The 13,300-nt window shown below is 72.3% G+C and carries 10 protein-coding genes and 1 pseudogene; 3 read left to right on the top strand and 8 right to left on the bottom strand.

Annotation, left to right across the window (positions count from 1 at the left end):
• Window positions 1–119: 119 nt before the first annotated feature.
• From ACXNSR_RS23975 to ACXNSR_RS23950, 6 genes and pseudogenes are all read right to left on the bottom strand, one after another.
• Window positions 120–1,181, bottom strand: a complete 1,062-nt coding sequence (locus ACXNSR_RS23975; protein WP_030009881.1) for a BMP family lipoprotein — start codon at window positions 1,179–1,181, stop codon at window positions 120–122.
• A 229-nt stretch (window positions 1,182–1,410) separates the two neighbouring features.
• On the bottom strand, window positions 1,411–2,655 hold the full coding sequence (locus ACXNSR_RS23970; protein WP_458643373.1) for an amidohydrolase: 1,245 nt from the start codon (window positions 2,653–2,655) through the stop codon (window positions 1,411–1,413).
• A gap of 137 nt (window positions 2,656–2,792) precedes the next feature.
• Window positions 2,793–3,965 carry a hypothetical protein gene (locus ACXNSR_RS23965; RefSeq protein ID WP_458637533.1) on the bottom strand — a complete coding sequence of 391 codons (1,173 nt, stop codon included), beginning with the start codon at window positions 3,963–3,965 and terminating at the stop codon, window positions 2,793–2,795.
• A 210-nt stretch (window positions 3,966–4,175) separates the two neighbouring features.
• Complete coding sequence (locus tag ACXNSR_RS23960) at window positions 4,176–5,084, bottom strand: N-acetylneuraminate synthase family protein (protein ID WP_458643372.1); 909 nt, start codon at window positions 5,082–5,084, stop codon at window positions 4,176–4,178.
• Window positions 5,085–5,516: 432 nt separating this feature from the next.
• A pseudogene (locus tag ACXNSR_RS23955) lies at window positions 5,517–5,882 on the bottom strand (acylneuraminate cytidylyltransferase family protein); the annotation flags it as partial.
• Window positions 5,879–7,222: a DUF6716 putative glycosyltransferase gene (locus tag ACXNSR_RS23950; RefSeq protein WP_458637532.1), complete on the bottom strand. Its 1,344-nt coding sequence runs from the start codon at window positions 7,220–7,222 to the stop codon at window positions 5,879–5,881. The pseudogene ACXNSR_RS23955 and the gene ACXNSR_RS23950, both read right to left, overlap by 4 nt.
• Before the next feature lie 176 nt (window positions 7,223–7,398).
• Here ACXNSR_RS23950 and ACXNSR_RS23945 point away from each other — a divergent pair, with 176 nt between their 5' ends.
• Window positions 7,399–8,382, top strand: coding sequence for a glycosyltransferase family 2 protein (locus ACXNSR_RS23945; protein ID WP_458637531.1), 984 nt, complete (start codon window positions 7,399–7,401; stop codon window positions 8,380–8,382).
• On the top strand, window positions 8,382–9,728 hold the full coding sequence (locus tag ACXNSR_RS23940) for a polysialyltransferase family glycosyltransferase (RefSeq protein WP_458637530.1): 1,347 nt from the start codon (window positions 8,382–8,384) through the stop codon (window positions 9,726–9,728). The genes ACXNSR_RS23945 and ACXNSR_RS23940 overlap by 1 nt, the downstream gene beginning before the upstream one ends.
• A 6-nt stretch (window positions 9,729–9,734) precedes the next feature.
• Here the strand turns inward: ACXNSR_RS23940 and leuE are convergent, their stop codons facing one another.
• Together leuE and ACXNSR_RS23930 are read right to left on the bottom strand one after the other, a co-directional pair.
• On the bottom strand, window positions 9,735–10,385 hold the full coding sequence (gene leuE, locus ACXNSR_RS23935; RefSeq protein ID WP_458637529.1) for a leucine efflux protein LeuE: 651 nt from the start codon (window positions 10,383–10,385) through the stop codon (window positions 9,735–9,737).
• A gap of 45 nt (window positions 10,386–10,430) precedes the next feature.
• The gene (locus ACXNSR_RS23930) at window positions 10,431–12,011 is read right to left on the bottom strand and encodes an acyl-CoA mutase large subunit family protein (protein WP_458637528.1); all 1,581 of its coding nucleotides are present in this window, start codon (window positions 12,009–12,011) and stop codon (window positions 10,431–10,433) included.
• A gap of 206 nt (window positions 12,012–12,217) precedes the next feature.
• Here ACXNSR_RS23930 and ACXNSR_RS23925 point away from each other — a divergent pair, with 206 nt between their 5' ends.
• On the top strand, window positions 12,218–13,102 hold the full coding sequence (locus ACXNSR_RS23925) for a L,D-transpeptidase family protein (RefSeq protein WP_458637527.1): 885 nt from the start codon (window positions 12,218–12,220) through the stop codon (window positions 13,100–13,102).
• Window positions 13,103–13,300: the final 198 nt, after the last annotated feature.

Below are 13,300 nucleotides of genomic sequence, written 5' to 3'. Positions count from 1 at the left end.
TTGCGGCCAAGCAGGCCGCGTGGTCACAGACTAATGATCACAGAAAGTGGCGCGGGGCCCGGGAGCGATAGTGACCGCTTCCCGGACCCCGAGACCAGGACTACATGTCAGGAACGGCCTTACGGCGCGGTCTTGACGGTGATCTTCTTGGCGATGATGTCGGCCTTGGCCTTCTCGACCGCGGCGACGACGTCAGCCATCTCCTTGTACTTCGGGTTGGAGTCGGCCAGGCCGACGCCGTCCTTGTCCAGGCCGTAGCGGATCTCGCCGGTGGTCGGCTTGCCGTCCTCGACCGACTTGATCAGGTTGAAGACCGAGTCCTCGACGTCCTTGGTGACCGAGGTCAGGATCGAGTCCTTGTACTTCGCCAGACCGGCCTGGTTGTACTGGTCGGAGTCGACGCCGATGGCCCACTTGCCCTTGGAGGAAGCGGCCTCGATGGCACCCGAACCGGCGAGACCGGCAGCGGCGTAGACCACGTCGGCGCCGCCCGCGTCGAGCTGGCCCAGCGCGGCGGCCTTGCCGAGGTCGGGCTTGGCGAAACCGTCGAAGTTCGGCGGCTGCGTCAGGTACGCGGAGAGCACCTTGGCGTTCGGGTTGGTGTCCTTGACGCCCTGGGTGAAGCCCGCCTCGAACTTCTTGATCAGCGGAACCTCGACACCGCCGATGAAGCCGACCGTGCCGGTCTTGGACGCCTTGGCGGCGGCGACGCCGGCCAGGTAGGAGCCCTGCTCCTCGTTGAAGACGAGGTTGGCGATGTTCGGGCCGGTGACCGAGGTGTCGTCGATGATGCCGAACGTGGTGTTCGGGAACTTCGGCGCGACCTTCTTGATGGCCGGGGCGTAGGCGAAGCCGACGCCGATGACCGGGTTGTTGCCCTTGCGGGCCAGCTCGGTGAGGCGCTGGACCTTGTCGGCCTCGCCCTCGCCGTCGGTGGGCTCCGCCTCGGCGGTCTTGACCTTCAGGTCGGTTTCGGCCTTCTTCAGACCGGCGTAGGCGGCATCGTTGAACGACTGGTCGCCGCGGCCACCGATGTCGTACGCGATGGCTGCGGACTTCTGACCCGACTCCGAGGGGGAGGACGAGGCGTCCGACGACTTCTTTCCGCCACAGGCGGTGGCCGAGAGGGCCAGCGCCGCGGACGCGATGCCCACGGTGGCGATCCTGGTGATCCGGCGCAAGGGGAGGCTCCTTCAAAACCTGACCGAAGCGCCACGACCGGCGCTGGTTTCGCGGCGATCGTAACGCGCGTAGATGTCAGTTAAAGGCCCGTTCATGAGTCGTTATCGGATCGTCGCGAACCGGACAGTGACCGATTGGTGACTCCTTACGTGCCCAACCCTTGCGTACCAAGGGCTGGACACGCCCGCCGGGAGGCCCCGCGATGTTGTAAGGAGATCCGGCCGCCGGCTACCTCGCGGCCACCGCGCGCAGCCCGTCGATCATCGCGGCGGCCGTGAAGAACTCCACTCCGACGCCGATCGCGGACTCGTCCACGTCGAAGTCACCGCGGTGCAGGTCACGCTTGGCGCTGTCGCCCGGTGTACGCACTCCCAGCCGGGCCATCGCGCCCGGAACGTGCTCCAGGTACCAGGAGAAGTCCTCCCCGCCCAGGCTCTGCTCGGTGTCCTCGACCGACTCCGCTCCGCAGCGGACACCCATCGCCTCCCGCAGCAGCTCGGTGATCACGGGGTCGTTGACCACCGGAGGCACCCCGCGCACGTGGTTGATCTCGAACTTGGCCCCGTGCATGGTCGCGATCTCGTCGATCGCCGCGTGGATCATGTCCGGCGCCTCGTGCCAGGCGTTCAGGTCCAGGCAGCGCACCGTTCCCGAGAGCTCGGCGTGCATCGGGATGACGTTGCAGGCGTGCCCGGCCTCGATCCGGCCCCAGGTGACCGACATCCCCGAGCGGGCGTCCATCCGCCGGGCCAGCAGGGCCGGGGCGTCGACGGCCACCCGGGCCGCGGCCGTCACCAGGTCGGTGGTCAGGTGCGGCCGCGCGGTGTGCCCGCCGGCGCCGGAGAGGGTGACCTCCAGCCGGTCGCAGGCGGAGGTGATGGCGCCGGCCCGCAGCCCGATGCGCCCCGCGTCGACCCGGGGGTCGCAGTGCACGGCGACGATCCGGCCGACCCCGTCCAGGACCCCGGAGTCGATCGCGTCGGTGGCCCCGCCCGGGAGCACCTCCTCGGCGGGCTGGAAGAGCAGCCGCACGGGGCGGGGCAGCAGCCCCTGCCGGTCGAGCTCGGCGAGGACCAGGCCGGCGCCGAGGACCACCGCGGTGTGCACGTCGTGGCCGCAGGCGTGGGCGCGGTCCGCGAAGGTCGAGCGGTACGGGACGTGCGTCTTGGCATCCGGGATGGGCAGGGCGTCGATGTCCGCGCGCAGGGCCAGCATCGGCCGGCCCCCGTCCCAGGTGCCCACGTCACAGATCAGGCCCGTGCCGGACTTCAGCACCCGTGGTCGCAGGCCGGCTTTCTCCAGCCGGGCCTTGATCGCCGCGGTGGTACGGAATTCCTGGTGTCCGAGCTCCGGGTGCATGTGCAAGTCCCGGCGGAAGGCGATCAGTTCGGTACGCAGGTGGTCCGGAAGCTTGCCGGGCAGCTCGGGCCGGTCGGACGCGGCGGGCTGGGCGGTCTGGGACTCGCGGGACATCAACTGGTTCACCCGTTGAAGGGTAGGCCCACGGACGGGTCAACTGGCCGGGGATCACGAAAAGTTCATGCCGTTAGGGGAAAGAAACCCGGCCTCCGGACGCATGACCGGATGCGCCCAGGGGTAAACTCGCGCGCTCATCCGGCCGTGGGAGCCGCCTGGGCAGGCAGTCTGCGCACATCACGGGCGGTGTCGGTGACCCCCGCGAGGAAGCTGCGGGCGCGCGGGGAGGCGGACCCGGTGAGCCAGGCGGGGTCCACATCGCATACGGCGACCGTGACACCGGTACCGGTCAGGGCGTACGGCAGCGTGTGGACGACGGTGGACGGAAAGCTGACGATCGTCCGGCCGACCGGACCGCGCCGGGCGATCAGCTCCAGCGGCAGGTCCGGGCGCACGATCTCCAGCCCCGTCGCGCGGCTCAGGGCGCGCAGCTTCTCCGGGGACTCGCGGCGGTGGGCGAAGTAGCGGGTGGCTCCGTGTTCCAGGGTCAGGGCGCGCACCGCCTCCAGATAGCGGTCCGGGTCCACCACCCCGGTCTCCACGAGCGAGGTGCCGACCAGGTCGGTGCCCCTGGTCAGCCGGGGCGGTCCGAACCGGGCGCGGGTCCAGGCGAAGTCGTTGACCCGCAGCGTCATCCCGCCGTGGGGGGTGACGGGCATCGAGCTGAACACCTCGACGCGGTGGCCGCGGTGGGCGGCCGGGGTGAAGCGGCGGCGCGCGGTCGCCGAGACGGGTGCGTACGCCAGCTCGCGGACCCGGCCGGGCAGTCCGCCGCCGCCGACCCGGTGCCACCGTACGAGGCGTTCGCCGCGGGCGGTCTGGGCCATGAACTCCATGGTGGCGGTGCCGTCGTCGACCACGACGAGCTCCTCGGCGCGCACGAGGGTGAGCAGCAGCTGGACGTAGCGCGAGAAGGGGTCCCCGACGACGACCGTGCGCGCGGCGCGCACGTCGTGCGCCAGTGCGGCGAGCGCCTTCAGCGGTGCGAACCGGCTGCCGCGCGCCTCCTGCCACCGCACCTCGTGCCCCTCGTCCCGGGCCAGCGCGGCCACCCGGCGCAGCTGGCCGCGGGACATCGGGTCGGTGGGCGGCAGGACGACGATCCGCAGGGGGGCCGCGGCGCCCGCCGGCCGGGGTGCGGAGCCGGGCGGGTCCCCGCCGCCGGCGCGCCGCCCCCGCTGGCGCGGGACGCCGTCCAGCTGCGGCTGCCCTCCGGGACGTGCGTACGCCCACTCCAGCACGTTCAGGAGCTGGACCGGACTCTCGACGAACGCCAGGGTGGGGGCGGTGGGGCTGGAGGGGGTCACCACGTGCTCCTTGTCGGGGGACGGAACGCGTACGCGCCGGGCTTAGGGGGTGTCTTGCCGGTCAGGGCGGATCAGGGAGCGGTGGTCGGTGCCGTGTATCGCAAGGCGGACGAGGGAGGCGACGCGGAGCGTCGCCGACCGAGGACAACGCGGCGAGGCGCGGTGCCGGGCGCCGCGAGCCCGCCCTGACCGGCAAGACACCCCCTGGCGTCAGACGGCTGCGAGCTCGCCCCGGACGCGGCGGAGCTTCTTCATGGGGCCGAGCTCGGACTCGTAGACGCGCTTGACGCCGTCGCCCAGGGCGGTCTCGATGGTGCGGATGTCGCGGACCAGGCGGGTGAGGCCGCCGGGCTCGACGGAGGCGGCCTGGTCGGAGCCCCACATCGCGCGGTCGAGGGTGATGTGGCGCTCGACGAAGGTGGCGCCGAGGGCGACCGCGGCGAGGGTGGTCTGCAGACCCGTCTCGTGGCCGGAGTAGCCGATCGGGACGTTCGGGTACTCCTCCCGCAGGGTGTTGATCACCCGCAGGTTGAGCTCCTCGGCCTTGGCCGGGTACGTCGAAGTCGCGTGGCAGAGAAGGATGTTGGCGCTGCCGAGCACCTCCACCGCGTGGCGGATCTGCTGCGGGGTGGACATGCCGGTGGACAGCACGACGGTGCGGCCGGTGGCGCGCAGGGCGCGCAGCAGCTCGTCGTCGGTGAGGGAGGCGGAGGCCACCTTGTGGGCGGGGACGTCGAACTTCTCCAGGAAGGCGACGGCCTCGGTGTCCCACGGGGAGGCGAACCAGTCGATGCCGCGCTTGGCGCAGTGGTCGTCGATGGCGCGGTACTCGTCCTCGCCGAACTCGACCTTGTGGCGGTAGTCGATGTAGGTCATCCGGCCCCAGGGGGTGTCGCGTTCGATGTCCCACTGGTCGCGCGGGGTGCAGATCTCGGGGGTGCGCTTCTGGAACTTCACGGCGTCGCAGCCGGCTTCGGCGGCGGCGTCGATGAGGGCGAAGGCGTTGCCGAGGTCGCCGTTGTGGTTGATGCCGATCTCGCCGACGACGTAGACGGGGCGGCCGGGGCCCGCGGCGCGGGAGCCGAAGGTACGCAGGCGGGGGTCGGGGAGGGTCGTCATGGCAGGAGGCGTCCTTCGGTACGGGGGTGTACGGGGCGTACGGGGTGTGGGCTGCGGGTCGGGGTGTGCGTGCGCGCCGGGGTCCGGGGCGGGCCGTGCGGGGTGTGCTCCGGGGCGCGGGTCGAGCAGGGGTGCGAGCAGTCGGGCGCGGTCCAGGTCGTGCGGGTCGTCGATCTCCAGGACCCGCGCGGGGTCGGTGGGGACGGGGAGGGTGCGGCCGAAGAACCGGTGCCGGGCGGTGCGGAAGCCCGCGGCGTCCATGGCGTAGGCGGCGCCGGTCTCCAGCAGGTCCTGCGGCCGGTCCTGGCGCCGGGGGCGGTACGCGGCGTCGTGGTTGACCCCGGCACCCGAGCCGTCGGCCCCCTCCCGCCAGAGGAACCCGTGGAACGGGGCCACGGTCAGGGCCGAGTCGGCGGCTCCGGAGGCGACGGCCACGGCGACCGACTCGACGTCGGAGGTGGCGAGGAAGGGGCTGGTGCACTGGACGAGGAGGACCACGTCCACGGCGAGGGAGTGCAGTTCCTCGAAGGTGGCCAGGGCGTGCAGGACGGCGGCCTCGCTGCTCGCGGTGTCGCCGGAGATCGCGGTGGGGCGGGCGATGACGTCGGCCCCGGCGGCGCGGGCGGCGGCGGCGATGGCCTCGGAGTCGGTGGAGACCACCACGTCGGTGACGGTCGGCGCGGCCCGGCAGGCCAGGACGGCGCGGGCGACGAGCGGGGTGCCGGCGACCTCGGCGAGGTTCTTGCCGGGGACTCCCTTGGAGCCGCCGCGGGCCGGGATGACGGCGAGGACCCTCACAGCTCCCCCAGCCTGCGGATCACCGGGGCCACGCGCTGGACGCCGTGCCGGTAGGCCCCGCGGGCGGCCTCGCGCAGGTGGGCGCGCAGCCGCCGGCGCAGCCGGGACTCCCCCGCGGCCGGGCGCACCGCGCCGGGCAGCGGGGTGCCGTCGGGCGCGAGGTGGTGGCGGGCGAGGATCCCGGGGAGGTATCCGGGGGCGGTGGTGCGCGTGTAGTACGGGGCGGGCGAGGGCAGCCGGGTGGCGGCGAGCAGTCCGGCGACCTTGGCCCGGGCGACGGCGTAGGCGTCCGCGCCCGTGTCCCGGCCGGGGTCCGCGCCCGTACCCGCGGCCGCGGCGGGCAGGACGCCCTGCGCCGCCAGCCAGGCCGGGTCCCCCACCGGGAGCAGACCGGAGTCGATCTGGTCCCAGGAGGCCAGGCAGCCGGAGCCGAGGAAGTGGTGGTTGCCGAGTGCCTCGCGGATGCCGAGGTCGGTGAGGATCGCGGTCGGGATGGAGCGGTGCAGGGATTCCAGGGCGGCCGTGGAGGAGACGGTGACGAGCAGGTCGGCGCCGTCCAGGACCTCGCCCATGTTCCCGTACACCAGGCGGCAGTTGGCGGGCAGTCCGCCCGGGATCTTCTCGGCGAGCCGCTGGTACGGCTGCTCCTCCAGGTGCGTGGTGTGCTCCCCGGGCTTGCTGCGCAGCTTGATCAGCACTTCCCGCCCGGGGTGCAGCCGGGCGTGTCCGGCGGCTCGTTCCAGCAGGTAGGCGCGGTCGGCGCGGCTGTCGGGCACGGAGGGCTGGACGGCGAAGACCACGGTGTGGGCGCGGCTCCCGGCCGGCTCGTACGGTGCTCCGCCCAGGAAGGGCAGCGCGGTCTCGGTGACGGCGGCGGCGTCCGCGCCGACGCCCTCGTACACGGCGCGGAACCGCTGGGCGTCGTGGCGGGAGTTGGCGAGGACGAGGTCGGCGCCGTGGCGCAGCAGCAGCCCGTCGGCGAGCTTCTCGTACACGACTCCCACGTAGCCGGTGACGAGGACGGGGCGCCGGGCCGGGGCGGGCCACAGGGCCCGGGCGCCGTGCAGGACGGCCTGGACGGCCCCGCCGACGAGCGCGAGGACGACCACGTCGTAGCGCTCGCGTTCGATCTCGGCGAGGAACTCGGCGCAGGTCACCTCGGACAGCCGGTCGGCCCGCACCCCCACCTCGCCGAGCTGGCGCGCGGTGGGCGTGGCCCGGCCGCGCAGCAGGAATCCGGTGAGCTGGTGGTCGGGTACGAGACGGCGGGCGGTGAGTGCGCCCCATTTCCATCGCGTGTCGGAATCGGCGAGTACGGCGACGCGTTTGCGTTCTGGCACGCGGCAGAAGCTATTCCGCGAATTCGGTGATCGGCCCAACGACCGCACAACAGCGGGTTAACAACGCGTCGACTGAATGCGAAAGCGTGCGGGTTAACTCGCCCGCCCCGTGCCGTTCACATGGATTCCGCATACGGGCCACAGTGAATGACGGGCGGCGCCCTAATGTCTCGCGGGTGCCCAAGCTCTCTGTTGTCGTGCCGTTCTACAACGTGCAGACATACGCACCGGACGCCCTGAAGAGTCTCGAACTCAACGCCCGGGAGGATTTCGAGTTCCTGCTCGTCGACGACTGCTCGACGGACGGGACGTCCGGCCTGCTGGAACGGGCGGCGCGCGAGCTGCCGGGGGCGGTGCACCTCAGACACGAGCGCAACGGCGGCCTGGCCACCGCCCGTAACACCGGTCTGGACGCGGCCCGCGGCGAATACCTGGCCTTCCTGGACAGCGACGACTGGCTGGCGCCCGGCCACCTGGCCCGGGTGCTGGCCGCGATAGAGGGTCTGAGCTGCGATTTCGTCCGTACCGACCATGTGCGGTGCGCCGGCCGGTCGCGGAGCGTGCAGCGCGTCCCCTACGGCCCGCAGTCGGTGGTCGCCGCGCCGCGCACGGCGATCCTGCCCGCCGACCGGGCCACGTCGGTGGACTATCCGTACGCCTGGGCCGGGATGTACCACCGGCGGCTGCTGGACCGGGGGCTGCTGCACTTCACCGACGGGCTGCGGACCGCGGAGGACCGGCCGTGGATCTGGCGGCTGCACCGGGAGGCGGAGTCGTTCGCCGCGGTCGGACTGCCCGGCGTCTTCTACCGGCGCGGGGTTTCCACCTCATTGACGCAGACCGGAGACGAACGGCAGCTCGATTTCATCCGCGCATTCGATCAAGTACTCGCGGAAGTCACCGCCGACCGGGAATCCGATCGACTGCTCCCGAAAGCCGTTCGGACTTATTGTGCAATTATCGCCCACCATTTCGGGTCCATCGAAAGGTTCGAGCCGGACGTGGCCAAGAAACTCCGTCTCATGAGCTCGGCCGCGCTCGGCCGCATGCCGCAGGCCGTACTGGACCAGGTCCTGGACTCGATGGACGTCGAGCGCTCCGCCGTGCTGCGCCGCCTGCGCACCGGCCGCCGCGCCGCCCCGTCGGGAGCGAGTGCCTGATGCCCACCCAGATCTTCCTGGCCTCCACCCTCTACGGCGCGGCCACGCTCGCCGCGGGCATCGACGCGGGCTCCTTCCCGCCCGCCGGCCGCCGCATCCTGCTGACCAGCAACCACGCCGTCACGGCCGAGGTCACCCCGGGGGTCACGGACATGCCGGGCTTCGCCGCCCTGCGCCCCCGCTTCGACGAGGTCCTCGACTGGAACCGGGTCATCGAGCCGCAGCACCCGAGCACCTGGGCCCCGCGCGCGGAGGACGTCCCGGTCTGGGAGCGGCAGCTGCGCACGCTGTGGAACCTGGGCGAGGACCGGGTCGAGCTGATCGTGGAGTCCCTCCAGGTCCCGCCGGCCCAGAGCCTGTGCCGCCTCTTCCCCGGCGCGGCCGTCGACGTCTACGCCGACGGGCTCATGAGCTACGGACCCACCCGCTTCCGCCTCGACCCGCAGCTCGGGATGCGGGTACGGCGGGTGCTCCACCTGGACCTGGTGCCCGGGCTGGAGCCCCTGCTGCTCACGGAGTTCGGCGTGCGGGTGGAACTGGTGCCGACGGAGCCGTTCCTGAAGGTCCTCGCGGAGCTCGCCGAGGCCACCGCGGACGAGGCACCCGGACCCGCGGCACGCCCCGCCCTCCTGCTGGGCCAGTACCTCTCCGCACTCGACCTGATGACCCTGGCCGAGGAGGAGGAGCTGCACGTGTCGATGGTCCGGGGCGCTTACGCCCTGGGCCACCGGGAGCTGGTCTTCAAACCGCACCCGGGCGCCCCGGCCGCGTACTGGCGCCGGGCCGAGGAGGAGGCCGAGCGGCTCGGCGCGCGGCTGACCGTGATCGCCGCCCCGGTCCTGGCCGAGACCCTCTACCAGCGGCTGCGCCCCGCGCTGGTCGTCGGCTGCTTCTCCACCGGGCTGCTGACCGCCGCCACGCTGTACGGGCTTCCGGTCGCCCGGACCGGCACCGACGCGGTGCTGGCCGCCCTGACCCCGTACCCGAACAGCAACCGGGTCCCGCTGGCCCTGGTGGACGCCCTGCTTCCGGACCTCGCCGACGCGGAGGCCGTCCGCACCTGGACGCCTCCGACCCCCGAGCGGGTCCGGGCGGAACCGGCGGCGCTGCTCACAGCTGTCGGGTTCACCATGCAGCCGCAGATCCTGGCCGCGCGGCGCCCGGCGGCCGAGGCCTACCTGGCCAGACACCTCACCCCGCGCACCTGGCGGTACTTCACGCGCCGCCGGCTGACCGCGCTCGGCCTGCCGGGCGGCATCCCGGCGCAGCTGTCGTTCCTGCCGCGGAGCCCGGCGGTGCGCCGCGTCGTACGGCGGATGGGGTGGCTGCGCCGGGTGCTCAGCTGAGGGGCCTCAGCTGACGGCGAGCTTGGCCGCGAAGCCGAGGAAGAGCACGCCCGCCGCCGAGGTGGCCCCGGCCGACAGCCGCTTGCGGCGCCGGAAGGCCGCCGAGAGACGGGTCCCGCCGAAGATCAGCATCGTCAGGTACAGGAAGCTGCCGGTCTGCAGCAGACCGCCCAGCAGCAGGAAGGACAGCGCCGGGTAGGCGTAGGACGGGTCCACGAACTGCACGAAGAAGGACATCAGGAAGAGGATGGCCTTCGGGTTGAGGAGGCTGATCAGCAGTGCCCGCCGGTAGGGCCGCTCGTTCTCGGCCGGGTCGGCGGGGACGGCGGCCTCCGCCCCGGCCCGCTCGGCGCGCGTGCGCCACAGCGCCCACGCGCCCCGCATCATCCCGACGGCCAGCCAGGCCAGGTACCCGGCGCCGAGGAACTTCACCACGGTGAACACCAGCGGGCTCGCCCGCAGCAGCGCCCCGGCGCCCACGGCGGTCAGCAGCATGAGCACGGCGTCGCCGGTGAACACCCCGGCGGCGGCCTTGTACCCGGTGCGCACCCCGCGGCGGGCGGCCACGGAGAGCACGTAGAGGGAGTTCGGCCCCGGCAGCAGAATGATCAGCACCAGGCCGGCGAGATAAGTCGGAAGATCTGTCACACCCAGCATGCGCAGGAGTGTCCCACAAGGTTGCACCTGTCGCGCCAGTGTGTTTCACCAGGTGGAACCGGCGGGCTCGTAGGTGCCCCACACCTCCCGCAGCGCCTCGCACACCTCCCCCACCGTGGCCCGGGCGCGCAGCGCCTCCTTCATCGGGTACAGCACGTTCGCCGTCCCCGCCGCCGCCTCCTTCAGGGCCGCGAGCGCCGCCGTCACCGCCTCCCCGTCGCGCTCCGCCCGCAGCCGGGCCAGTGCCGCGCACTGCCGCGCCTCGATCGCCGGGTCCACGCGCAGCGGCTCGTACGGTTCCTCGCGCTCCAGTGCGAAGCGGTTGACCCCGACCACCACCCGCTCCCCGTTCTCGGTCTCCTGCGCGATGCGGTAGGCGTTCCGCTCGATCTCGGCCTTCTGGAACCCGGCCTCGATCGCGGCCACCGCCCCGCCCAGGTCCTCGATCCGGCGCATCAGCGCGAGCGCCGCCGCCTCCAGTTCGTCCGTCATCCGCTCCACCGCGTACGACCCGGCGAAGGGGTCCGCGGTGTGCGGCACGTCCGTCTCGTACGCGAGGACCTGCTGGGTGCGCAGCGCGAGGCGGGCGGACTTCTCGGTCGGCAGGGCGATCGCCTCGTCGAAGGAGTTGGTGTGCAGCGACTGGGTGCCGCCGAGGACGGCGGCCAGGGCCTGCACGGCCACCCGTACGAGGTTCAGTTCCGGCTGCTGCGCGGTGAGCTGGACCCCGGCGGTCTGGGTGTGGAAGCGCAGCATCAGCGACTTCGGGTCCCGGGCCCCGAACTCCTCGCGCATGACGCGGGCCCAGATCCGCCGGGCCGCGCGGAACTTCGCGACCTCCTCCAGCAGGGTGGTGCGGGCGACGAAGAAGAAGGAGAGCCGGGGCGCGAATTCGTCGACCTCCATCCCGGCCGCCAGGGCCGTACGGACGTAGGCGATGCCGTCGGCGAGGGTGAAGGCCACCTCCTGCGCGGGCGAGGCGCCGGCTTCGGCCATGTGGTAGCCGGAGATGGAGATGGTGTTCCACCGGGGGATCTCGGCCCGGCAGTAGCGGAAGGTGTCGGCCGTCAGCCGCAGCGAGGGACCGGGCGGGAAGATGTAGGTGCCGCGCGCGATGTACTCCTTCAGTACGTCGTTCTGGACGGTCCCCGTGAGCTGCGCGCCCGGGATGCCCTGTTCCTCCGCCACCAGCTGGTAGAGCAGCAGGAGCAGCGCGGCGGGCGCGTTGATGGTCATCGAGGTGGAGACCCGGTCGAGGGGGATCCCCTCGAACAGCGTCCGCATGTCGTCGAGCGAGTCGACGGCGACACCGACCTTGCCGACCTCGCCCTGCGCGAGGGGGGCGTCGGAGTCGTGTCCCATCTGCGTCGGCAGGTCGAAGGCGACGGACAGGCCGGTGCCCCCGCCCTCGATGAGCTGCCGGTAGCGGGCGTTGGACTCGGCGGCCGTGCCGAAGCCGGCGTACTGCCGCATCGTCCAGGGGCGGCCGGTGTACATGTTCGGATAAATCCCCCTTGTGTAGGGGAAGTCGCCCGGCTGCCCGAGCTCGGCCGCCGGGTCCCATCCCGTCAGGTCACCGGGCCCGTAGACGGGTTCGATGGGGATTCCGCTCTCGGTGTGTGCCATGTGACGTAGTCCTCCATGGAGCAAGCGGGCCCGGGACCGGCAGGACCTCCCCCGGGCCACCGCTGGGGCGCCCCCAGCCGCGCATCGCTTCGTAAGGATGCGGACGGCTGCCGGTCACAATGGCGCAACATCCCGGAGCCGAGCGCAACTGTCCACGCACGCGGAGCATCACCTAGATACACGACGTAGAAACCGGGGGGACTGCAATGCAGCGCCAGAGAGTCATAATCCGCACGATCGGGGTGGCAACCGCCGTCGCACTCGCCGCGACCGCCTGCGGGCCGCAGAAGACGGAGCCCGCCGGCTCCGCCGCCGCGGTCTCGTCCTCGCCCACGGCGGGCAGCTCCCCCGAAGCCTCACCCTCCACCGACAACAAGCCCGGCGAGGCCTCGGCGTCGCCGTCCGCCTCCGCCTCCGCCTCCGCGTCGGCTTCCCCCTCGGCCTCCGCCTCGCCGTCGGTGAAGCAGCTGATGGCCAACGGCGACGAGAACGAGCAGGTGCGCGAGCTCCAGGCCCGGCTGCGCCAGCTCAAGCTGATGTCGGTCGCACCGACCGGCTTCTACGGCTCCAAGACGACCGCCGCGGTCAAGTCCTTCCAGTCGAAGAACGGGCTGAACGGGACCGGCGGGGTCGACGAGGCCACCTGGAAGAAGATCCAGGGCGCCAGCAAGAAGCCCACCGCCGACGAGCTGCGTCCCTCGACCGTCAACGAGGTCGACGCCCCGGACCCGCGCTGCATGCAGGGCCGCGTCATGTGCATCAGCAAGGAGAGCCGCACCCTCGCCTGGATGATCGACGGCAAGGTCGTCTCGACGATGGACGTGCGCTTCGGCTCCGAGAACACCCCGACCCGCGAGGGCGTGTTCAACGTGGGCTGGAAGGCCAAGGAGTGGACGTCGACGCTCTACCACACGCCGATGCCGTACGCGATGTTCTTCAGCGGCGGCCAGGCGGTGCACTTCTCGGCCGACTTCGCGGCCCGCGGCTACAACGGGGCCTCGCACGGCTGCGTGAACGTCCGGGACAAGGGCAAGCTGTCGGCGCTGTTCGACCAGGTGCAGGTCGGCGACAAGGTCGTCGTCTACTGGTGAGGCCCGGCGGGTGCGGGCGGGGCGGGACCGGTGTCCGGTCCCGCGGAGCCCCGCGCCCGGGGCGGACCGGTAGCAAGCAAGAAGCCCGAGGCGTCGCCTCGGGCTTTTCCGCTTTTCCTCGGTCCGAACGTATGGGGCGCGGGCAGGGCCGGGGGAACGTGCCCCGCCCGCGCCGGTTGCGCAGAGCCCAGGGGTACG

The sequence above is a fragment of the Streptomyces sp. NC-S4 genome (assembly GCF_054353315.1).
The sequence above is the reverse complement of the archived record's forward strand: the minus strand, read 5'-3'. Positions and strand labels throughout refer to the sequence as shown.